At 66.2% G+C, this 22,550-nt stretch carries 19 protein-coding genes; 4 read left to right on the forward strand and 15 right to left on the reverse strand.

From position 1 onward, the window contains the following. Nucleotides 1–18: 18 nt before the first annotated feature. Together QP457_RS07165 and QP457_RS07170 are read right to left on the reverse strand one after the other, a co-directional pair. Nucleotides 19–312 (reverse strand): hypothetical protein, encoded by a 294-nt coding sequence (locus QP457_RS07165; RefSeq protein WP_025877698.1) that lies wholly within the window; start codon nt 310–312, stop codon nt 19–21. A 69-nt stretch (nt 313–381) separates the two neighbouring features. Next, on the reverse strand, nt 382–1,326 hold the full coding sequence (locus tag QP457_RS07170; RefSeq protein WP_205404021.1) for a LysR substrate-binding domain-containing protein: 945 nt from the start codon (nt 1,324–1,326) through the stop codon (nt 382–384). A 116-nt stretch (nt 1,327–1,442) separates the two neighbouring features. On the opposite strand from QP457_RS07170, the gene QP457_RS07175 reads away from it, so the two are divergent. After that, a complete protein-coding gene (locus tag QP457_RS07175) occupies nt 1,443–2,315 on the forward strand; it encodes a DMT family transporter (protein WP_205404020.1) in 873 nt (290 codons plus the stop codon). 590 nt (nt 2,316–2,905) lie between these two features. Here the strand turns inward: QP457_RS07175 and QP457_RS07180 are convergent. After that, nucleotides 2,906–3,808: a peptidylprolyl isomerase gene (locus QP457_RS07180; protein WP_205404019.1), complete on the reverse strand. Its 903-nt coding sequence runs from the start codon at nt 3,806–3,808 to the stop codon at nt 2,906–2,908. Between the two features lie 136 nt (nt 3,809–3,944). On the opposite strand from QP457_RS07180, the gene QP457_RS07185 reads away from it, so the two are divergent. After that, a complete protein-coding gene (locus QP457_RS07185) occupies nt 3,945–4,310 on the forward strand; it encodes a PadR family transcriptional regulator (RefSeq protein ID WP_089239815.1) in 366 nt (121 codons plus the stop codon). Further along, entirely contained in the window at nt 4,307–5,296 is a 990-nt protein-coding gene (locus tag QP457_RS07190) for a sensor domain-containing protein (RefSeq protein WP_180164148.1), read from the forward strand. The genes QP457_RS07185 and QP457_RS07190 overlap by 4 nt, the downstream gene beginning before the upstream one ends. A 112-nt stretch (nt 5,297–5,408) precedes the next feature. On the opposite strand, the gene phaZ is transcribed toward QP457_RS07190, so the two are convergent. Together phaZ and QP457_RS07200 are read right to left on the reverse strand one after the other, a co-directional pair. Continuing rightward, nucleotides 5,409–6,716 carry a polyhydroxyalkanoate depolymerase gene (gene phaZ, locus QP457_RS07195; RefSeq protein ID WP_100464249.1) on the reverse strand — a complete coding sequence of 436 codons (1,308 nt, stop codon included), beginning with the start codon at nt 6,714–6,716 and terminating at the stop codon, nt 5,409–5,411. 87 nt (nt 6,717–6,803) lie between these two features. After that, nucleotides 6,804–7,400 (reverse strand): class I SAM-dependent methyltransferase, encoded by a 597-nt coding sequence (locus tag QP457_RS07200; protein ID WP_089239821.1) that lies wholly within the window; start codon nt 7,398–7,400, stop codon nt 6,804–6,806. 148 nt (nt 7,401–7,548) lie between these two features. On the opposite strand from QP457_RS07200, the gene QP457_RS07205 reads away from it, so the two are divergent. Next, a complete protein-coding gene (locus QP457_RS07205; protein WP_025877688.1) occupies nt 7,549–8,004 on the forward strand; it encodes a CopD family protein in 456 nt (151 codons plus the stop codon). A gap of 329 nt (nt 8,005–8,333) precedes the next feature. Here QP457_RS07205 and QP457_RS07210 read toward each other — a convergent pair whose 3' ends face one another. The 10 genes from QP457_RS07210 to rseP form a co-directional block, all read right to left on the reverse strand. Further along, the gene (locus tag QP457_RS07210) at nt 8,334–9,293 is read right to left on the reverse strand and encodes an acetyl-CoA carboxylase carboxyltransferase subunit alpha (RefSeq protein ID WP_049465344.1); all 960 of its coding nucleotides are present in this window, start codon (nt 9,291–9,293) and stop codon (nt 8,334–8,336) included. 129 nt (nt 9,294–9,422) lie between these two features. Further along, complete coding sequence (locus QP457_RS07215) at nt 9,423–10,286, reverse strand: hypothetical protein (RefSeq protein WP_205404018.1); 864 nt, start codon at nt 10,284–10,286, stop codon at nt 9,423–9,425. Between the two features lie 59 nt (nt 10,287–10,345). Beyond that, nucleotides 10,346–13,924 carry a DNA polymerase III subunit alpha gene (dnaE, locus tag QP457_RS07220; protein ID WP_205404017.1) on the reverse strand — a complete coding sequence of 1,193 codons (3,579 nt, stop codon included), beginning with the start codon at nt 13,922–13,924 and terminating at the stop codon, nt 10,346–10,348. 209 nt (nt 13,925–14,133) lie between these two features. Beyond that, complete coding sequence (locus QP457_RS07225; protein WP_180164156.1) at nt 14,134–14,793, reverse strand: ribonuclease HII; 660 nt, start codon at nt 14,791–14,793, stop codon at nt 14,134–14,136. After that, nucleotides 14,790–15,992: a lipid-A-disaccharide synthase gene (gene lpxB, locus QP457_RS07230; RefSeq protein ID WP_240196373.1), complete on the reverse strand. Its 1,203-nt coding sequence runs from the start codon at nt 15,990–15,992 to the stop codon at nt 14,790–14,792. The genes QP457_RS07225 and lpxB overlap by 4 nt, the downstream gene beginning before the upstream one ends. A gap of 53 nt (nt 15,993–16,045) precedes the next feature. Continuing rightward, the gene (lpxA, locus tag QP457_RS07235; protein ID WP_100552012.1) at nt 16,046–16,837 is read right to left on the reverse strand and encodes an acyl-ACP--UDP-N-acetylglucosamine O-acyltransferase; all 792 of its coding nucleotides are present in this window, start codon (nt 16,835–16,837) and stop codon (nt 16,046–16,048) included. A 19-nt stretch (nt 16,838–16,856) separates the two neighbouring features. Beyond that, a complete protein-coding gene (gene fabZ, locus QP457_RS07240; protein WP_089239833.1) occupies nt 16,857–17,312 on the reverse strand; it encodes a 3-hydroxyacyl-ACP dehydratase FabZ in 456 nt (151 codons plus the stop codon). Next, nucleotides 17,309–18,331: a UDP-3-O-(3-hydroxymyristoyl)glucosamine N-acyltransferase gene (lpxD, locus tag QP457_RS07245; RefSeq protein ID WP_093817747.1), complete on the reverse strand. Its 1,023-nt coding sequence runs from the start codon at nt 18,329–18,331 to the stop codon at nt 17,309–17,311. Before lpxD ends, fabZ begins: the two co-directional genes overlap by 4 nt. Nucleotides 18,332–18,753: 422 nt before the next feature. Then, on the reverse strand, nt 18,754–21,117 hold the full coding sequence (bamA, locus tag QP457_RS07250; RefSeq protein WP_205404016.1) for an outer membrane protein assembly factor BamA: 2,364 nt from the start codon (nt 21,115–21,117) through the stop codon (nt 18,754–18,756). Between the two features lie 74 nt (nt 21,118–21,191). Beyond that, on the reverse strand, nt 21,192–22,550 hold the full coding sequence (rseP, locus tag QP457_RS07255) for an RIP metalloprotease RseP (protein WP_205404015.1): 1,359 nt from the start codon (nt 22,548–22,550) through the stop codon (nt 21,192–21,194).

Consider the following 22,550-nt stretch of genomic DNA (forward strand, 5'->3'; position numbering starts at 1 on the left):
GCCATGCCCGGCGGACGCTCAGCCTTCGTCGGTCTCGTATTCGACGAACACATCCAGTTCCAGCGCCAGTTCCTGCACCGCATCGCGCACCTTCTGCGCGGTGCTCTCGTTGCCCACTTCCACTTCCAGTTCGTGGGTACCCGGGCCGATGTCGTCGGACAGGCCGGCCGAACTGGAATCATCGTCATCCATGTGCGGCATCAGGTCGTCGGTCTCTTCGACGTGTTCGATGCCTTCCAGGCCGAGCAGCAGGTCGCTGATCGCACGGGCATCGTCTTCGGTTCCGGTAATTCGCAGTCGCAGCAGGGCCATGGCGGAAGCACGTTGTGGGGTTCGCCTGCAGCCTAGCCAGCGCCGGGCAAAGATTGGGTGAGGGCGCAGTCAGCCGGGTGTGCTCGGGCGCCCCAGCAGGCTGTCAGGCAACGCGGGAACCGGCGCGCGTTCGTCCTGCGCCTGGACCAGCAACCAGTCGATGAACAGCCGCGCGGCGGGGCTGGGCGGCCGCCCTTCGGCATGCACCACGTAATAGGCATAGCGTGCCTTCAGTGCAGGACCAGGCAGGCGCACCAGCTCATAGCGCTGCAGATAAGGCTGAGCGACGTGGGTGCGTGCCAGCACCGCGCCCATGCCATACACCGCCGCGCGCATCGCGTCGGTACTGTCGGCGAAGGTGTGCATCGCCGGCAGCGGCGACGGCGGGCGCACGCCGGCATGGCGGAACCAGTCGCGCCAGCCCTGTGGTGACAGATCACTGAGCAGCGGCAACTCAGCGATGCGTGCCGGATCTTCCAGGGCTTCGACACCGGGCAGCGCCGGGGACGCGACGGGAAAGAGGTTGTCGTCCATCAGGTGCTGCGCGTGCAGTCCGGGCCACTGGCCCAGTCCATAACGGATGCCCACCTCCGGGCCGTTTTCGTCGTAGCGGTCCAGGCCACTGCCGGTGTGCAGTTCGATGCGGATGTGCGGATGGGCCTGGGTGAAACGCGGCAGCCGTGGCAACAGCCAGCAATACGACAAGGAACGCAGTGTAGCGATCCGCAGCGGCACGCTGTCCGCGTCCGGTTGCAGATGGTGGGCGACGGCGGCGACATCGGTGAACGCCGCGCTGGCGGCGTCGGCCAACTGCCGGCCCTCGGCCGTCAGGCGTACCCCACGCGCATGGCGCAGGAACAGGCGCGTGGCCAGCACTTCCTCCAGGCGACGCACATGGTGGCTGACCGCGCTGGCGGTCAGATGCAGTTCCTCCGCCGCCTGGGCGAAGTTCTGATGGCGCGCGGCGACCGCGAACACGGCCAGCGCAGGGAGCAGGGAAGGGCGCAGCAGCATGTCCAGCCTCAAGCCATATTTGTGGCTGGCAGCGATACTACGCGCTTGTGCAGCGGGCGTCTGCGGCCGATCCTGTGTGGCCAGACCAGCGCCACGTTGACGGACGGACATAGAAGATGAATGCGATATCCCAGGCGACCGAGCGCGATTGGCGCACACCGCTGGAATTGACCCTGCTCGGCGCGATCTGGGGCTGCTCGTTCCTGTTCATGCGCGTGGCGGTGCCCTCGTTCGGTCCGTTCGCCCTGGTCGAGGTGCGGCTGATGTTGGGCGCACTGGTGCTGCTGCCGTTCCTGTGGCGCGCCCGCGCGCAGTTCCCGCCACGCCGCTGGCTGTGGCTGGCACCGATCGGTCTGGTCAATTCGGCGTTGCCGTTCGTGCTGTTCGCTTACGCCGCAGAGCGTGCGCCGGCGGCCATCGGGGCGATCTGCAATGCGATGACGGTGCTGTTCGCCGCGTTGATTGCGTTCCTGTTCTTCGGCGAGAAGATCGGTGTGCGTCGCGCAGGCGCACTGCTGGTCGGCTTTGCCGGCGTGGTGGTGCTGGCTACGGCCAAAATCTCGGGGTTGAGCATCGGCACGGCAGTGCTGGCCGGTGCGGCGGCGTCCCTGCTGTACGGCCTGGGCGTGAACCTGGTGAAGCGGCACATGACCGGTCTGCCCTCGGCTGCAGCAGCCGCTGCCACGTTGTCGTGCGCCTCATTGTGGTTGTTGCCGATGGCGCTCACGCATCTGCCGCAGGGCCCGATTCCGGGCAAGGCATGGGGTGCGGCGATCGCACTGGGCGTGGTCTGCACCGGATTCGCCTTCCTGATGTTCTATCGCCTGATCGGCCGCATCGGCCCGTCGCGTGCGTCAACGGTGACCTACCTGGTTCCGTTGTTCGGTGCTGCGTTCGCCTGGTTGTTCCTGGGCGAAGCGGTGACGGTGCAGATGTTGATTGCCGGTGCGTTGATTCTGGGCAGCGTGGCGGTCAGCCAGAAGGGCTGAGGCTCATTGGCGCCCACGCATCGGTAGCGCCGGGCCATGCCCGGCGAGCCCTTTTCCGCGGCTGCGGGGAGGTGTCACTTTCTTTACTCGTGCAAAGAAAGTAACCAAAGAAACACGCCGCCAAACCGCGAGCCGCCGTGCTTCGCACGTCGGTACCCTGCGCTCCTCGGTCCGCCGAGGGACGGCGCGGGAACTCGCTGCGCTCAGACACCCGCGCCTCTTTGCCCTCGCCGGACCTGCGGTGCTCGGCTCGCTCAAGGCGGACCCAGATCAAAGGCCACAGCTGCACCCAGTATATCCACGCCATGCGTGGAGGCATTTGCTGTTGATCTTGACCTTTCAGTCCGCCTTGAGCGAGCCGAGCATCGCAGGGGAATCAGGGGCGAAGAGGTGCCGATGTCTGAGCGCAGCGAGTTCGGCATCGTCCCCTGATTCGCCGAGAAGCGCAGGGGACCGACGTGCGAAGCACGGCGGCTCGCGGTTTGGCGGCGCGTTTCTTTTGGTTACTTTTCTTTTCGCGCGAAAAGAAAAGTAACGCCCATGAACAATGAAGCATCTTCAGCACGCGTCATGTGCAGGAAGCCAAGCCGCTACCGCACCGGCACCGGAATATTGCACAGGTCGATATGCCCGGCCGGGTGCTTGTAGAAATCATCCACGCGGTTGCGACGCGCCTCCACCGTATCGGCGAAGGTCTTCGAGTCGGTGCGCAGCACCTGGATCGGTGTGCGTTCGGCCACAGGTACATCACTGACGCGACGGATCGACATGATCGGCGTGCGCAGCTTCGGGTCGGCGTAGAAGCCCATCGGTGCCGGTCCACGCGGGATCGCGCTGAGCAGTTCCATGCCCTTCAGCACGCGGCCGACCAGGGTGATGTTGCGGTCCAGCTGGCGCGGCGATTGGCCAGTCACCACGTAGAGTTCTGCACCGATGCTGCTGTCTTCCTCGTTGCTGCGGCCCGCACCCAGCATGCCGTAGCAGTGCGCCAGCCAGGCCTTGCCGGCCTGCGGGTCCTGACCGACCGGGAAGCCGTCGACGAAGCCGGTCTGCGCTGCCCAGCCATCGCGATCCGGCAGCACGCTCACCTTCAAACCGGTACTGGCACGCTCGAACTCGGCTGGCAGCTTGCGCGCGGCGCTGCCGAACGGCTTGGCCTTGGCTGCATCGTCGGCGTCGGCATCGCCGAACTGCACCACGAAGTTGTCCTGCGAGCGGTAGATGCTGGTGCCGTCCCAGAAGTGCTCGTGGGCGAAGGTCTGGATGTTGCCGACATGGCGCGGGGCGAACTGCGGCGCCAGCTCGATGATCACCCGCCCGGCCGGCAGGTCCATGTAGAGCAGGTTGGCCGGGTCCGGCGTGCGCCAGTCGCTGGCCGCCGAAGCATCGAGGATCTGCTGCGGGCTGCGGTAGGGCGTGGCCGCGCTGGCGAGTGCGGGCAGCAGGCAGGCCAGGGCGAGGGTGGTCAGGGCAAGACGGCGACGGTGCGGCATGGGATCCCCGGAACATGAACGAGGCCTCGATTCTGCGCGAGCCGCATGGCCACGCCAACCGGCAGAGTGACTAACGACACATTCGCTATAGCGGACTTCGCACTACTGTTGACTTCAACGTAGTGGAGGGCCGGTCATGTCCGAAGACGATGTCCACCTGAAGAAGTTCCAGAAGGAGCTCAGCGCCGGCACGGTCTCGTTGGCCCTGCTGGCGGTGCTGGCCCGCGCCGGGGAGCCGCTGTACGGCTACCTGATCGCCAAGGAGCTGGAGCGTGTGGGCGAGGGCGTGCTCAGCGGCAAGCAGAGCGCGCTGTACCCGGTGCTGCGCAACCTTGAAGGCGCCGGCCTGCTGGAGAGTCATGTGGAGCCATCCAGCAGCGGGCCGCCGCGCCGCTACTACCGCATCAACGCGCGTGGCCGGGAGGTGCTGGAGCAATGGCGCCAGGCCTGGCGTGACACCCGTGATTCCGTCGATTCCGTGTTGGAGGGGATACCGCAATGAACGACCTGAACCTGGCAGGCAACAGTCTGCCCAGCACCATTCCGCAGTACCTGGCGCAGTTGCGTGCGGCACTGGACGGTGCCGATCCGGCGATGGTGCAGGACGCCCTGTACGACGCCGAGGAATACCTGCGCTCTGAACTGGCAGCGCAACCCGGCCGCAGCGAAGCCGAGGTCATCGCCGATGTCGCCGGCAGCTACGGTGCACCGGACGAGGTGGCGGAGATCTATCGCGAAACCGAGCTCACGGTGAACCGCGCGCTGCGTACGCCGCGGGCCGACACGGGCCCGGTGCTGCGTGCAGCGGCCGAGGCCAGCGGTGCTGCACCGGCGGCGCAGCCGGCAGTCCCCGCGCAGCGTTCGCTGCTGGCGCGCTTCTTCGGCGTGGTGACCGACCCGCACACCTACGGCGCGCTGTTCTACATGCTGTTGTCGCTGGCCACCGGCATCTTCTTCTTCACCTGGGTGGTCACCGGCCTGTCGTTGTCGCTGGGCCTGCTGATCCTGATCATCGGCGTCCCGTTGACCGTGCTGTTCTTCGGCTCGGTGCGTGGGCTGGCGTTGCTGGAAGGGCGGCTGGTGGAAGCGCTGCTGGGTGAGCGCATGCCGCGCCGGCCGCAGTACACCGACCGCAGCCGCAGCTGGCTGCAGCGTATCGGCGACATGTTCACCGATGGCCGCACCTGGCTGACCCTGCTGTACTTCGTGCTGATGCTGCCGCTGGGCATCATCTACTTCACGATCGCGGTGACCCTGCTGTCGCTGTCGCTGGGTTTGATCTGGGCGCCGGTGGCGGCGATCTTCAGTGGCGATATCCCCGGCATCTACATCAACGACGTGAACGTTCTGCCTATGGCGGCCTCGCCGCTGGTGGCCATCGTGGTTGCAGCGGTGGGCGTGTTGCTGCTGCTGCTGACGATGCACCTGGCACGCGGCATCGGCAAGCTGCACGGCATGCTGGCCAAGAACCTGCTGGTGCGGTTGTAAAGCGGGAATCCACGCTTGGGTAGGTGCCAACCTTGGTTGGCACGATGCCGCCGGCATCGGGATTCACGGCAGAGCGCCAACCAAGGTTGGCATCTACCGGAAGCAGGGCGGGTTACCCCGCCTTGCGGCGCAGCGGGGTGACGTTGCTCTTCTTCTTCGTCGCCTTCGCTGCCGGGGCTTCGGCATGCGCGGCGAAGAAGTCACGCACCTTCGGGTAGACCACTTCGCGCCAGCGGCGGCCGCTGAAGATGCCGTAGTGGCCCGCGCCTTCGACGATGAAATGCTCGCGGCGGTCAGCAGCAATGCCGGTGCACAGCGACTGCGCCGCTTCGGTCTGGCCGAGGCCGGCGATATCGTCCAGTTCGCCTTCAATGCTCAGCAGCGCGGTATCGCGGATCGCCGACGGATCGACCTTTTCACCGTTGACCACCCACTCGCCACGCGGCAGCAGGAAGTCCTGGAACACCACCGAGATGGTGTCCAGGTAGTACTTGGCCGGCATGTCCAGCACGGCGTTGTACTCGTCGTAGAAATTGCGATGCGCGTCGGCATCCTCCAGGTCGCCCTTCACCAGGTCGGTGTAGAAATCCCAGTGCGAACTGAAGTGGCGGCTGGGATTCATCGACAGGAAGCCGGCGTGCTGCAGGAAGCCGGGATACACGCGGCGACCGGCACCAGGATAGCTGGCCGGCACGGTGTGGATGACATTGTTCTCGAACCACGACAGCGGGTTCTGCGTGGCCAGGTTGTTGACCGCGGTCGGGCTGCAGCGCGCATCGATCGGGCCGCCCATCATCACCAGCGTGCGCGGCGTCGGTTCACCGCGGCTGGCCATCAATGACACCGCGGCCAGCACCGGTACGGTCGGCTGGCAGACACTGACCACGTGCAGGCGCTCGACACCGAGATGGCGGATGAACTCCTGGATGTAGGCGATGTAATCGTCCAGCCCGAACTCGCCTTCGCTACCGGGCACCATGCGCGCGTCAACCCAGTCGGTCACGTACACACGGTGGTCGCGCAGCAGCGTGCGCACGGTGTCGCGCAGCAGCGTGGCATGGTGGCCGGACAACGGCGCCACCACCAGCACGAACGGCTGGTTGAGCATGGTGTGCAGCTGGTCGGCTTCATTGCTGTGGCGCTTGAAGCGCAGCAGCTTGCAGAACGGTTTGCTGAGTTCCTCGTGCACCACGATCGGCACGCGCTCGCCCTCGACCTCGATTTCGTTGATGCCCCATTCGGGCTTCTCGTAATCCTTGCCGATGCGGTGGAACAGCTCATTGACCGCCGCCAGGCGATCAGCGCCGGGCATCTGCGACCACCAGTGTCCCTGGTTGGCGAAGAACTTGGCGTTGGCCTGGGCCTGGTGCACCCAGGGGGCGAGCAGGTTGCGGGTCAGTTCGTGCAGTTGATAGAGCATGCCGACCGAATATGTATGGTCTTATGTTGCCGCGCAGCATAGCGCATCCAACTGTCCCGGACGTTAAGCGCACTCAATGGGCGGTATTCAGCGGGCGGCCTGCTCCAGCGCGGCTGCTTCACCGGCCAGTGCTGGTCCCAGCCAGAGGTGGGACCCGACCGCCTGCAGGCCTTGGCGGGTCAGCTCGCGCCGGTACCAGCGGGCCGGACGCGACTGGAAGCCGTCATGGTCACCCTCGAATTCATCTTCGGCGGCGAAGGTCTCCAGGAACGCCACGCCTGCGGTCAGTTCGGCGACACCGGCCAGGCCCGCGCGCAGTTCGCGGTTGGGCACGTAGTGCATCACGTCCGAACAGACCAGCAGATCGACCGGGGCGCAGGGTCGCAGCCAGGCGAAATCGCCGAAGCTGGCCAGGTGCAGGTTGCGGGTCCGGCCGTAGCGGCGCACAGCGTACTCGCTGCTGTCGAAACCGAGGTATTCGACCTTCGGACGCAGTTTCAGCAGCGGCGCGCGCCAGGCGCCTTCGCCGCAGCCGATGTCCAGCACGCTGCGGATCGGTCGTTCCAGGTAGTACTCGGCCGTGGCCACGGCGAGGGCGACCTTGCGCGCCAGGCGCGCGCTGCCACCGATGTCGGCGCGGCGGTACCAGCGTTGGAAATAGGCGGCGTCGTAGGTCTTGTCCATGGCGGTCCGGTGCAGTCGTGAAATCGGCGCCTATCGTACGGTGTTGCAGCACACCATGCGTCGATGTGTCGCGGCGGTTGCACGTGGGGTGGCCTCTCCACGACATGCGAGAATGACGGACATCCACGCCAGCCGCCGGAGCGAGCGCATGCAGAGCTACTACTGGGTCAAGACCTTCCACATCGTGTTCGTGGTGGCGTGGATGGCCACGGTGTTCTACCTGCCGCGCATCCTGGTGAACCTGTCCGAGACGGCGGGGCAGCCGGCGGTGGTCGAGCGCCTGCAGCTGATGGGCATGCGCCTGTACCGCTTCGGCCATTCGATGTTCGGCCTGGCGTTCGTGCTCGGCCTGGTGCTGTGGCTGGGCTACAAGGTGATCCCGGATTTCCCGACCATGGTCGCTCCGGGCGGTGCGGGCTGGCTGCATGCCAAGCTGGGCTTGGTGGTGGTGCTGCTGGCGTACTTCATCTGGATCGGGCGCCTGCTCAAGGGTGTGGCCAAGGGCAGGGCGCTGCCATCCTCGCGCGCGCTGCGCTGGATCAACGAGATTCCGTTGCTGGCGTTCATTCCGATCGTGTGGCTGGTGTTGGCCAAGCCGTTCTGAGATCCCGCATCCCGCGCGTTCGAACATGTCACTTTCTTGCTCGTGCAAGAAAGTAACCAAAGAACACGCCGCCGAACGCGAGCCGGTGCTGCGCACCGGTTCCCTGCGCTTCTCGGTGAATCAGGGGGCGGCGCCGAACTCGCTGCGCTCAGACACCGGCGCCTCTTCGCCCCTGATTCCCCTGCGATGCTCGGCTCGCTCATGGCGGACCCGAACGTCAACAGCCGCAGCTACCCAGTAGATCCACGCCATGCGTGGATGCCGTCAGGGCGCAAACAAAAGAGCCGGGCGTCTGCCCGGCTCTTTGCGTATCCGACGTCAGGAAACGATCACGCCGCTTCGTACGTGCCGTAGCTGCGCAGGCGCTTGTAGCGCTGGTCCAGCAGTTCCTGGGTGGACAGCGCATCCAGCGCTTCCAGCTCATTCAGCAGCACGGCCTTCAGGCGCTTGGCCATCTGCGTCGGGTTGCGGTGGGCGCCGCCGGTCGGCTCGCGCACGACCTTGTCGACCAGGCCCAGGCCCTTCAGGCGCGGCGCGGTCAGGCCCAGCTGCTCGGCAGCATCCTTGGCCTTGCCGGCGTCCTTCCACAGGATCGAGGCGCAGCCTTCCGGGGTGATGGTCGAGTACACCGCGTATTCCAGCATCACGGTGCGGTCGCCCACGCCCAGCGCCAGCGCGCCACCGGAGCCGCCTTCACCGATCACGGTGCAGATGATCGGCACCTTCAGCTCGGCCATCTCGATCAGGTTGCGCGCGATCGCTTCGGACTGGCCGCGCGACTCGGCGTCGATGCCCGGCCAGGCGCCGGCGGTATCGATCAGGGTCAGCACCGGCAGGCCGAAGCGCTCGGCCATCTTCATCAGGCGCAGCGCCTTGCGGTAGCCCTCGGGCTTGGGCATGCCGAAGTTGCGCTTGATCTTTTCCTTGGTGTCGCGGCCCTTCTGGTGGCCGATGACCATCACCGAGCGACCATTGATGCGGGCCAGGCCGCCCATGATCGCCTTGTCGTCAGCGAAGGCACGGTCGCCGGCCAGTTCCTGGAACTCATCGCAGATGATGCGGATGTAGTCGGCGGTGTACGGGCGCGACGGGTGGCGTGCCAGCTGCAGCACCTGCCACGAGGTCAGGTTGCGGAAGATCTGTGCGGTACGCACGCGCAGCTTGTCCTGCAGCGCATGCACTTCGGCCTCGACATTGACCGCCGGCCCGGCACTGGCGTTGCGCAGTTCCTGGATCTTGGCTTCCAGGTCGGCGATGGGTTGCTCGAAGTCGAGGTAGTTCGGATTCATCGGAAGCCGTCGTGTAAAGAAGAGGGGAATTCTAGCCGAATGCGCAGGAACGGCCCGTACGCCTTCGTCTGGAAACCGACGGTAGCGCAGTGGGGGCCAGCGGCGCCAGTCGGGCCGCCGGCCGCCGGTTCAGGGCAGGACCAGCGCGCTGCGGGCCATTTCGGTGCTGCGGATCGTCACGAAGTCGTTGTAGGCCTGGTTGGCCGCCACCGGCAGCTTCGCGCCCAGCGTCATGGTGGCGTGGGTGAAGGCCATCTGCGCCTGGAAGTCTTCCTTGCGCAGGGCCTTCTGCTCGCTGGCCGTGGTGGCCTTCAGCCAGCGCGCATAGATGTCGCGCACGGGACCGGCATGGGCCTCGAAGGCCGGGTCCAGCGCGGGCAGCGCGGGCGCCGGTTGCAGCGTGTAGGCGGGTGCCACGTAGCCGGCGGGCTGCTCGCGCTTGTAGGCCCCGGGCTCGCCCATGCCGGCCTCGACATAGGCGATGAAGTCCGGCGCGGTGAAGATCTTGGTGCTGATCCTGCCGCCGGTCGAATCGACGTGGGCAACCACCTGTTCGTCGGGGAACGGCTCGCGCACGCCGAAGTTCCAGGTCTTGTCGATGAACAGGCCGTGGTGCTTTTCGAACGGTCCCTTGAACTCGACCCCACCCAGCTCGATGCCCAGGCCGCTGACGCCGAAGTTCTTCAGCTTGTCCTCGCCGGTCACATAGATCTCGCGCGCGGTCACGTACTCGCTGAGGCTCGGGTTGATCAGGCCGCCGCGGCCGTCGGCGTAGACGATGAAGCGCACCTCGCCCAGGCGGTCGGTGTGCAGCTGATGCTCACCGGCAGCCAGGCTGATCGGCCGCGATGCGTGCGCGGCCACCGGCAGGTCCTTGCCATCGATGCTGATCGCCAGCGGCGCATCGGTCGGATTGTCGATCTCGAAATCGACCTTGGAGGAACAGCCGGCCAGCGCAAGCGCGGCCATCATCGGCAACAACAGGTTCTTCATTGCGGGCAATCGTCCTTGACGTATGCAGCGGGAAAACAACAACGGATCCGGGGCCAGCCTCAGCTGGCCCAGGGTGGGCTGTAGCGCACCTTCAGCGTGCGCACGGCCGGTTCGGCGCGCAGCGCCTCCATCAGCTTGGAATCGACGCGCACCGCGCTCTGCCCGGAGACATCGAGCATGCCGGCGATGCCGCCATCGGGTCCCTTCAGCAACAGGTCCAGGCGCAGGGGCGTGCGGCCGGGGCGATGGCGGTCGAGCAGGGCATCGATGCGCTCCCACACCGGCCGCTGCTGGCGCAGGTCCAGCCGCAGCGACAGGCGCGTGGCGTAGTTCGCACAGACCTCGTCGAAGTCCCAGCACTGGCGGATCCGTAACGCGAAGCCGCCATTGAATTCGTCTTCGCGCAGGCCGCCCTTGACCACCAGGATGCGGTCCTTGGTCATCAGGTGGCCGAACTCGGCCATGGCATCGGAGAACGCGCTGCATTCGACGCGGCCCCGACCATCTTCCAGCTGGATGAAGATCTGGCTCTCGCCCTTGCGGCGCACGCCGACCACCTGGCCGGCAAGCACGGTCTGCACTTCCGGGCGCCAGCGCTTCTCGCCGCCGCCACTGTTGCTGTTGGCGCTCCAGATCTTTTCCACCGAGCCGAGGTCGGTGCCGACCAGATCGCGCACGTCGTCGCGCCAGGGGTCGAACGGGTGGCCGCTGAGGTAGAAGCCCAGCGTGTCGCGCTCGCCGTTGAGGCGCTGCAGCAATGGCCACTCCTCGGCTTGCGGCAGGTCGAGCTGGATCGTCGTCGCGCCGGGATCCGGACCGCCGAACAGCGAGTTCTGGCCGGACGCGCGCTCGCGCGCCATCTGTTCGGTGGCCTTGATCACTTCCGGCAGCTGCAGCATCAGCGAGGCACGGTTGTGACCCAGCTCATCCAGCGCACCGCAGTTGATCATGGCTTCCAGCGTGCGCCGGTTGAGCTTGGCCGAACCGATGCGCGTGCAGAAGTCGAGCAGATCGGTGTAGTCGCCGCCGCGCAGGCGCTCGTCCACCACCGCTTCGCAGGCCCCCTGGCCGACGCCCTTGATCGCACCCAGGCCGTACTGGATCGTGTCCGGCGTGGCCGCTTCAAACATGAAGGCGGACTGGTTCACCTTCGGCGGCAGCACGGTCAGGCCGAGGTTGCGTACCTCGTCCAGGAAGCCGACCACCTTTTCGGTGTTGTCCATGTCCGAAGACAGCGTCGCGGCCATGAACTCGGCCGGATAATGGCGCTTGAGCCAGGCGGTCTGGTAACTCACCAGCGCGTAGGCGGCGGCGTGCGACTTGTTGAAGCCGTAGCCGGCGAACTTCTCCATCAGGTCGAAGATCGCATCGGCCTTGGCTTCGCCGACGCCGTCCTTGGCCGCACCTTCGCGGAAGATCTCGCGGTGCTTGGCCATTTCCGCCGGCACCTTCTTGCCCATCGCACGGCGCAGCAGGTCGGCGCCGCCCAGCGAGTAGCCGCCGACGATCTGTGCCATCTGCATCACCTGCTCCTGGTACACCATGATGCCGTAGGTGTCGCGCAGGATGCGCTCGGTGCGCGGATCGGGATACTCCACGTCTTCGCGCCCGTGCTTGCGGTCGACGAAGGAGGGGATCAGGTCCATCGGGCCGGGCCGGTACAGCGACACCAGCGCGATCAGGTCTTCGAAACGGTCGGGCTTGGCGTCCTTCAGCAGGCGGCGCATGCCCGAAGATTCGAACTGGAACACCGCACCGGTATTGCCCGAGGCGAAGATGTCCTTGTAGGTGGGCGCATCGTCCAGCGGCAGCTGGGTGATGTCCACCGGCGGAATGCCGGCGCGCTCGTGGCGCTTGTTGATCGCCTTCACCGCCCAGTCGATGATCGTCAGCGTGCGCAGGCCGAGGAAGTCGAACTTCACCAGGCCGACTTCTTCAACGTCGTTCTTGTCGAACTGGGTGACCGGATTCTTGCCGCGGCCCTCTTCATCGTGTTCGGCGAACAGCGGGCAGAACTCGCTCAGCGGTTCGGGCGCGATCACCACGCCGCCGGCGTGCTTGCCGGCGTTGCGGGTGAGGTCTTCCAGCTGCCGCGCCAGGTCGATCAGGTCGCGGACATCGTCCTCGCTCTGGTAGCGCTGGATCAGCTCGGGCGAGGCCATCTCGCTGTCCTTGCCCTCACCCATCGCATCTTTCAGCGAGATGCCGAGGATGTTCGGGATCAGCTTGGCGACACCGTCGACCAGGCCATAGGGGAAGCCGAGCACGCGGCCGGAGTCGCGCACCACCGCCTTGGCCGCCATGGTGCCGTAGGTGATGATCTGGCTGACCCGCTCGCGGCCATACTTGCGTGCGACGTAGTCGATGACTTCGTCGCGACGGTCCATGCAGAAGTCGATGTCGAAGTCGGGCATCGACACGCGTTCGGGGTTGAGGAAGCGCTCGAACAGCAGGTTGTACGGCAGCGGGTCCAGATCGGTGATCTGCAGCGCCCACGCCACCAGCGAGCCGGCACCGGAACCACGGCCTGGACCGATCGGGATGCCCTGCGCCTTGCCCCACTGGATGAAGTCGGCCACGATCAGGAAGTAGCCGGGGAAGCCCATCTTGATGATGGTGTCCAGCTCGAACTCGAGGCGGTCGCTGTAATCCTGCGCGGTCATGCCGGGCGCGATGGGATTCTTTTCCAGGCGCGCGGCCAGGCCCTTGCGCGATTCGCTGCGGATCCAGCTGTCCAGCGTCTCCTCGTCGGGCACCGGATAGTCGGGCAGGAAGTAGGTGCCCAGGCGCATCTCGATGTTGCAGCGCTCGGCCAGCGCCAGCGTGTTGTCGATTGCATCGGGGATGTCGGCAAACAGCGCGCACATCTCCTCGGCCGACTTCAGGTACTGCTGGTCGCTGTACTCGCGCGGGCGCTTGGGATCATCCAGCACGCGGCCGGTGGAGATGCACACGCGCGCTTCGTGCGCGCTGAAATCGGACGGCGACAGGAAGCGAACGTCGTTGCTGGCGATCACCGGCAGGCCGCGCTGGCCGGCGGCCATCAACGCGAACTGGTTGAAGCTTTCTTCGCCATCACGGCCGGTGCGGGTCAGCTCCAGGTGCAGACCGTCGCCGAACACGCGCTGCCAGTCGGCCAGCTGCTGTTCGGCCAGGTCATGCTTGCCATCCAGCGCCAAGCGCCCGGCCAGGCTGTCACGGCCGGCCAGGGCGAACAGGCTGGCGTTGCCGGCCTTCAGCCAGTCCGGGTGCACGGCCACGCCGCCCTCGGGGCGATGGCCTTCCATCCAGGCGCGGGTCAGCAGCCGCGACAGGCTCAGGTAGCCTTCGCGGTCGCGGCACAGCAGCGTCATCCGCCACGGGTCCTGGCCTTCCTCGGCGATCATCACGTCGGCGCCGGCGATGGGCTTGATGCCCACGCCTTCGGCAGCCTTGTAGAACTTGACCAGGGCGAACAGGTTGTTGAGGTCGGTCACCGCCAGCGCAGGCAGGCCGAGTTCGACCGAACGTGACAGCAGGTTGGCCTGCTTGGCCTTCTTCGGGTCAGCCTGGTCCGGCTTGGCCGGCACGCGGATGGTCGAGTCCGCCAGCGAGAACTCGGTGTGGACGTGGAGATGTACGAAGCGGGAGTTGGACATGCCGGACCAGGTTGGAGCGCGCAGGCCCCGGGTGCAGACGCGGGAATCGTCGCCGGGGTCGGGAAGCGCTGGAGTGCCCGGTCAGGGTAGCGAGGGCAGGGGGTGGCGACAAGCTCTTGACATGCCCGGGAAGACGGCCGGGTTCAGGCGTGCTGGAGGCCGCCTTCTGTAGAGCCGAGCCCATGCTCGGCTCTGCAACTCCAGCAGGCTCAGGCGATGGCCGCGACAGCCGGCGTTTCCAGGCACGCGCGCACCGGGGCGAAGCTGCGCCGGTGCTCCGCGCACGGCCCGTGTTCACGCAGGGCGGCCAGATGCGCCGGGGTGCCGTAGCCCTTGTGCTGGTCGAAGCCGTACTGCGGGTGGCGAGCGTGCAGGTCCAGCATGTAGCGGTCGCGCGAGACCTTGGCCAGGATCGAGGCCGCCATGATCGCGCGGTCGATGCCATCGCCGCCGACCAGCGCCTGCGCCGGCAGCACCAGCCCCTTGGGCACTACGTTGCCATCGATGCGGGCGAAGCCGGCCACGTGGGCCACCGCCGCGACGACATCGCGCATGCCCTGCAGCGTGGCTTGATAGATGTTCAGGCGATCGATGGCTTCCACGTCCACCAGCACCACGTGCCAGGCCAGGGCGCGGTCGAGGATGCGGTCGTGCAGCTGCTCGCGGCGGGCCGCGGTCAGCTGCTTGGAATCATCCAGGCCGTTCAGTCGTGGTCGCTGTGGATCGAACACCACCGCTGCCACCGCGACGGGGCCAGCCAGCGGTCCCCGACCCGCTTCGTCGACACCGGCGATGCGGTGGCCGGGGTCGATCACCGCAGCACCGTCAAACAGGGCCAGGCTGGCGGCCGCGGCATGGCGACGGCTCATGCTTTTTCCTGGCCGCGGACCAGCAGTTCGCCGACAGCATCGGCTGCGCGCGCCGATGCGTTGCGGCGCAGGCGTTCATGCAGGCGTGTGTAGGTGCCCTGCAGGTCGGCGATCCGCTGCGGGTGGTCGAACCACTGCTGGACAGCGGCGGCCAGTTTCTCCGGCGTGCAGTCGTGCTGCATCAGTTCTGGCGCCAGGTCCTGACCGGCAAGGATGTTGGGCAGGGCGAAGCGGTCGACCTTGATCAACCCCAGCGCCTTCACCAGGCGGTACGTCAGTTCGTTGACCCGGTAGCCGACGACCATCGGCCGCTTCACCAGCATCGCTTCCAGGGTCGCGGTGCCGGAGGCCAGCACCACCACGTCGGCGGCGATCATCGCGTTGCGCGCCTGGCCGTCCAGTACATGCGAATAGGCCACCGGCAGTGCTGAGCGTGACAGCTGTTCTTCGATCAGGCGACGGCAGGCCGCGTTGGCCGCAGGGACCACCACGTGCAGGCCGGGAATGCGCTCGGACACCTGCCAGGCGGCCTCGAAAAAGGCTTCGCCGAGCTTGGAGATCTCGCCCAGGCGGCTGCCGGGAAGCACGGCCAGCACCTTGGCCGAGGCGGGCAGGCCGAGTTCGATCCGGGCCGCTTCACGGTCGACGTGCAGCGGGATGTCATCGGCCATCGGATGGCCGACGAAGCGCGCGTCGATGCCGTGCTTGGCGTAGATCGGTGGTTCCATCGGGAACAGGCACAGCACCAGGTCGGCGCTGCTGCCGATCTTCTCGGCGCGCTTCTCGCGCCATGCCCATACCGAAGGGCTGACGTAGTGCACGGTGCGCACGCCACGCTGTTTCAACCAGCGTTCGATGCCCAGATTGAAGTCCGGAGCATCGATGCCGATGAACACATCCGGCTGCCACTCCAGCGCACGCTGGCGGAACGCCGAACGCAGCTTGAGCAGGCGCGGCAGATGGCGCAGCACTTCGGTCAGGCCCATCACCGCCAGTTCGCTGGCATCGTGCCAGGTCTGGCAACCGGCGCTGCGCATCGCATCGCCGCCGATGCCGGCGAATTCGGCATGCGGGAAGCGGGCTTTCAGTTCGCGTATCAGGCCCGCACCGAGCAGGTCGCCGGAGGCTTCACCGGCGACCAGCGCGATCCGCAACGGGCGATCACTCAGCACCCGGTGTGCAGGCACGCTGCCGGCCATCGAGGCCAGCGAAATCACCTCGGCGCCGGCCGGCGCCTGGCCGGTCGCGCTGCTCATCGCAGCAGGTGCCTCTCGGTGTGTTCGATGAAGTCCAGCATCGACTTGACGTCGTCGCTGTCGCGCGCTTGCTCGGCCAGCTGCGCCTTGGCTTCGGCCAGCGGCAGGCCCGCCACGTACAGCGTGCGGTAGGCGCGCTTGATGGCGGTGATGCGTTCGGGGTCGAATCCGCGGCGTTTCAGGCCCTCGCTGTTGATGCCGCGCGGGCGGCCCAGCGAGTCGGTGCCGACCATGGTGAACGGGGGCACGTCGCCATTGGTCAGCGCGCCCATGCCGAGGAAGGCATGCGCACCGATGCGGCAGAACTGATGCGCGCCGGCGAAGCCGCTGATGATCACGTAGTCACCCACGGTCACGTGGCCGGCCAGCGTGGTGTTGTTGGAGAACACGCAGAAGTTGCCGACGTGGCAATCATGGGCCACGTGCGTGTAGGCCAGCATCCAGTTGTCATCGCCGATGGTGGTGATGCCGCCGCCGCCGCCGGTGCCACGGTTGAGGGTGACGAACTCGCGGAACACGTTGCGGTCGCCGATCACCAGTTCGGTGCGTTCACCGGCGTACTTCTTGTCCTGCGGCTCGCCGCCGACCGCGACGTGGCCGATGAAACGGTTGTCGCGGCCGATCCGGGTCGGGCCGTGCACGCTGCAGTGCGGGCCGACCTGGGTGCCGGCACCGATTTCGACTTCCGGGCCGATGATCGTGAACGCGCCCACGCGGACATCGTCGGCCAGGCGCGCCGACGGATCGATCACGGCGGTGGGATGGATCAGGGGGGCGTTGTCGCTCATCTCGGGCCTCCAGCCAGGGTCATTCGCGGGTGCCGGCGCACAGCACCTCGGCGCAGGCGACGACTTCGCCGTCGACCTTGGCCACGCAGTCGTACACGGCCATGTTGCGGATTACGCGCTTGATCTCGACGTGCATTTCCAGCACGTCACCCGGCACCACCTGCTTGGTGAAGCGGGCTTTGTCGACCTTGACCATGTAGAACAGCTTGGACTGCGCATCGCGGCCCAGCGTCAGCTGGGTCAGCACGCCACCGGCCTGGGCCATGGCTTCGATGATCAGCACGCCGGGCATGATCGGCTGGCCCGGGAAGTGGCCCTGGAAGAACGGCTCGTTGATGCTGACGTTCTTGGTCGCGACGATCGTGCGCTTCTCGTAGTCGATCGACACCACCTTGTCCACCAGCAGGAACGGGTAGCGGTGCGGAAGCAGCGTCTGGATCTGCGCCATGTCCGGCAGGGTCTGGGGCTGGCTCATTCTTTCTCCTTGCTCACAGACAGGATGCGACGGGCCAGTGCATCAAGCTGCTTGAAGCGCGCGGCGTTTTTGCGCCACGTGCGGTTGTCGGTCAGGGGCGTGCCGGAGGAATACTCGCCCGGCTCGGTGATGGAGTTGCGGACCACCGATTTGCCGGTGATCACGACCTTGTCGCAGATTTCGAGATGACCGACGACGCCAACGGCGCCGCCGAGCAGGCAGTAACGGCCGATCTTGGCGCTGCCGGCAATACCGGTGCAGCCTGCGATGGCCGAGTGGGCGCCGATCTGCACGTTGTGTGCGATCTGCACCAGGTTGTCCAGGCGGACGTCCTCGGCCAGCACGGTGTCTTCCAGCGCACCACGATCAACACAGGTGTTGGCGCCGATCTCGCAGTCGTCGCCGATGCGCACGCCGCCAAGCTGCGGCACCTTGATCCATTTGCCGGCATCCATTGCCAGGCCGAAGCCGTCGGCGCCCAGCACGGCGCCGGGATGGATGCGCACGCGCTTGCCCAGCTTGACGCGGGTGACCAGGGTGACGCGGGCGATCAGCTCGCAGCCGCTGTCGAGGGTGCAGTCTTCGCCGATGATGCTGCCGGCGCCGATGATGCAGTTCTCGCCGATGACGCTGCGTGCGCCGATGGTGACGAACGGGCCGACGTGGGCGCTGGCGGCGACCTGCGCCTGCGGATCGATCACCGCGCTGGGGTGGATGCCGGGCGGGCGGGTCGGGGCGATGTCGAACAGCGCGCCGATCTTGGCAAAGGTGGTGTAGGGATCCTTGGCAACCAGCGCGGTGCCGGGAGCTGCGTCGGCATCCTCGGCGCGCAGGACCACGATGCCGGCCTGGCTGTCGGCCAGCTGGGCGCGGTAGCGCGGGTTGGCGAGGAAGGTCAGCTGGCCGGCACCGGCATGGGCGAGGGTGGCCACGCCATGGATGGCGGTGCTCGGGTCGCCATGGACCTGCAGGCCGAACTGATCGGCGAGTTGCTGGGCGGTGTAGGTAGGAGTATTCACGGCGGGAGTTTAACGTGTGACGCCATTGCGGTCATGCGGGAGCAAAAGCCGGCGCCTGGTTGATCCGTGGGGCGATGGCGCAGGGGGCTGCCCAGGACACGCCGTAAACCCATCCCTGGGGGCTCGATGGCACCATCCATGGCGCCAACGGTCCTGCTCAGCCCCCTGCACCATCACCGGATGGTCTCCCGCGCGCGAGCGGATCCAACGTCCACAGTCGCCTGCAGCGCCGAGCCATACTCGGCTCACAGCGCGTCAGCGTGCGCTTCAATAACGAAAACGCCGGGCAATGCCCGGCGCTTCGTAACCCGTCTGGTGGAGAGCCCCCCTTCTGCTAAGGGGGGCGCGCCAGCGGCGCGGGGGATAGGTGAAATGCGCGGGCAATTCACCGGAGGTGGATCAGTTCCGAGGAACGTCGTTCCTCAGAACTGGCCACCGAACGTGAACTGCAGGCGTTCGATTTCATCGCCGTCCTTCTTCTTCAGCGGGAACGCGTAGCTGATCGAGATCGGGCCGACCGGGGCGCGCCACAGCAGGGCCACACCGGTGGACACGCGCAGCTCGTTGGCCTTGAAGTTGTCGGTGCCGTTGTAGACGTTGCCGAAGTCCACGAAGGCCGACACACGGGCCGACGGGCTGTCGAACAGGCGCGGGAAGTAGGCTTCGACCGAACCGACGGTCTTCAGCGAGCCACCCAGCGGCTGGCCGTTCGGGTAACCGCTGGTGACTTCACGCGGGCCGAGGGTGTTGTCCTCGAAACCACGCACCGAGTTGGTACCACCGGCGTAGAAGTTCTCGTAGAACGGCAGGCCCGACGCGGTGACGGTACGGGTGGTGCCGTCGCCGTTGTCGATCACGCGGGTCTTGTCGTTGCCGTAGGAATCACCGTAGCCGATTTCGGCGCGGGTGTTGATCACCAGCGAGGGGATGATCGGCCAGTACTTGCTGATCTGGTAGTTCAGCTTGTAGTACTCGATGGTCGAACCCGGCAGCGTGGTTTCCAGGCCCACGCGCTGGTAGGTACCGCGGGTCGGCATGAAGTAGTCGTTGCGGGAGTCGCGCGCCCAGCCCAGCTCCGTGCGCCATGCATGGAAGGTGCGGCTGCCGACGGCATCGATGTAGTCGATGATCGACTTCGGAGTCGAGCCCGCATACGTGGTGATCTGGTTGCTGTCGATGCCGAACATCAGCGAGACGGTGTCGGTCTCGGTGATCGGCACGCCGAACACCACCTGCGCCGAACCGTTGGTGCTGTTGTACTGCGCGGTGTTGAAGTCGGAGTAGTCCAGCTCGCGCCAGGACAGGTTGTAGCCCAGCGAGACGCCGTCATCGGTGAAGTACGGATTGGTGTAGCTGAAGCCGTAGCGCTGCAGGTAGCTGCTGCGCGAGGCTTCGACCGACACGCGGTTGCCGCCGCCGAGGAAGTTGTTCTGCGACAGCTGCACCGAGGTGGTCATGCCGTAGGACTGCGAATAGCCCAGGCCGAACACGAAGCTGCCCGAGGTGGTTTCCTTGACGTTGTAGACGACGTCGACCTGGTCGTTGCTGCCGCTGACGGGCGGGGTTTCCACTTCCACCGCTTCGAAGTAGCCCAGGCGCTGCAGGCGGATCTTGGAACGGTCGATCGCGGCCTGCGAGTACCAGCTGTTCTCGAACTGGCGCATTTCGCGACGCATCACCTCGTCGGAGGTGCGGGTATTGCCCTTGAAGATGATGCGGCGGACGGTCACGCGCGGGCCGGGCACGACCTGCATGTTGACCGCCACGGTCTGCTCGGCGCGGTTGGTGGTCGGAATCGGGTTCACCTTGGCGAAGGCGTAACCGATGTTGGACAGCGAGTTGGTGATCGAGTCGGAGCTGAATTCCAGCAGCGCACGCGAGAACGTGTCGCCGGACTTCTGCACGACCATGCGCTCGACGTCTTCCTGCGGCAGGATCGTATCGCCGCTGACCTTGATCTCGGAGATCTTGTACTGGTCACCTTCGGTCACGCCGGCGGTGATGAACATGTCGCGCTTGTCGGGGCTGATCGACACCTGCGTCGAGTCGATGCTGAAGTCGACATAGCCGCGGTCCAGGTACCAGGAATTCAGCTTCTCCAGGTCGCCGGACAGCTTTTCCTTGGAGTACTGGTCGTCACGGCGGTACCACGACGCCCAGTTGTGCTCCTTGGACTCCCAGTACTCCAGGATGTCCTTGCTGTCGTACTTCTCGGTGCCGACGATGTTGACGTGGCGGATCTTGGCCGCCTTGCCTTCCTTGATCGCGATGGCGATGTCGACGCGGTTGCGGTCCAGCGGGCTCACCGTCGGGGTGATGTCGACGGTGTATTTGCCACGGTCGTTGTACTGGCGGCGAAGTTCCTGGGTCACGCGGTCCAGGCTCAGGCGATCGAAGGTGCCGCCTTCGGTCAGGCCGATGTCGGACAGGCCCTTGAGCAGCTGGTCGGACTTGATGTCCTTGTTGCCGGTGACGGTCAGCTTGTTGATCGCCGGACGTTCCTTGACGGTCACCACCAGGATGCTGCCCTGGCGATCCAGCTGCACGTCTTCGAAGAAGCCGGTCTTGTACAGGGCGCGGATGGTCTCGCCGACCTTGCTGTCGGTGACAGTCTCGCCACGCTCGACCGGCAGGTAGGTGAACACCGTACCGGAGCTGATGCGCTGCAGGCCGTCGACGCGGATGTCGCTGACAGTGAAGGGCTCGGCTGCCTGGGCCAGGGCGGGAGCGCCGGTGACGGCGGCGAGGGCGAGGGCCAGCAGGCGGCGATTGGGGAGTCGCGTCATGTCACGTCCGGTAGGAAGGTCGATTTCATTGGTAAGGGATGCCGACGCTGTAGACGGCAAAAACATGGAAAAGTTCATCGCGGGACCAGGCCGAGGATGTCGTTGTAGAACGCCAATCCCATCAGCCCGGCCAGCAACGCCAGGCCGATGTATTGGCCGGCGGCGACGGCACGCTCGCTCAGCGGGCTGCCCTTGACCAACTCGATAAGGTAATACAGCAGGTGGCCGCCGTCCAAGATGGGTATCGGCAGCAGGTTGATGATGCACAGACTCAGCGACAGCAGGGCGAGGAACTGGATGAACCAATCCACGCCACGTTTGGCCGAAATATTGGCGACCCGGGCAATGGTGACCGGGCCGGAAACGTTCTGCAGCGAGGCTTTGCCGGTGACGATCCGGCCCATCATGGCCAATGAATCGGCGGCCATCCTGCCGGTTTCACGCACCGCCACCGTCACTGACTGCAGCGGGCCGAACTTGAGCAGGGTGTCGTAGGCGGGGCTGTAGCTCTGGGCAAAGCCGGCGCCGATCTGCCAGGTGGGTTGGCCCTTGCCGTCCTTGCCCTGGCGCGGGGTGATCTCCAGCGCCAGGCGCTCGCCGCCACGCAGCACCTCGATCATCGCCGGGCCACCGCGGCGGCCGAGGCTGCCCACTTCGCTGATGGCCTGCTCGACGCTGTCGATGCGCTGGCCGTCGATCGCCACGATCAGATCGCCGGTCTGCAGGTGACCTTCCGCCGCCGAACCCTTCACGATGTTGTCCACCAGCGGCGGCTGCAGCCACGCACGCCAGTACACGCCGGCCAGGATCGGAACCCGGCGTTCATCGAAACCGGCCGGAAGCTGCGACAGCGGCAGGGTGTGCGAGCGCAGCTGGTCTGCAGGGTCCAGAACTTCAAGGGTCACATCGCGACGGTCCATCGCCGCCGCGGTCAGGGCCATGCTGGCCTCACCCAGGGTGATCACATCACGGCCGTCCACGCTCAGCAGGCGGTCACCACTGCCGAGCCCGGCCGTGGCGGCCATGCCCGTAGCGCGGCCCACGGTTGCGGAATAGTCCTGCTTGCCGATCACGAACATCGCCCACAGCAGCAGGATGCACAGCAGCAGGTTGGCGATCGGGCCGGCGGCGACAATGGCGATGCGCTGCCATACGGTCTTGTGGTTGAAGGCCTGGCCGCGCTCGTGCGGATGGACCTCGACTTCGCGTTCGTCGAGGAATTTCACATAGCCGCCCAGCGGAATGGCGGCGATGGCGAACTCGGTGCCATGGCGGTCGCGGCGCGACCACAGCGGACGGCCGAAGCCGACCGAGAAGCGCAGTACCTTGACCCCGCACAGGCGCCCGACCCAGTAATGCCCGAATTCGTGGAAGGTGACCAGCAGCCCAAGGCTCACGATCATCCACCAGACCGATCCGATGAAGTCAGTCAT

Origin of the sequence: Stenotrophomonas sp. As-7, assembly GCF_030291015.1 — a bacterium.
In the GTDB taxonomy this organism is placed as follows: Bacteria; Pseudomonadota; Gammaproteobacteria; order Xanthomonadales; family Xanthomonadaceae; genus Stenotrophomonas; species Stenotrophomonas lactitubi.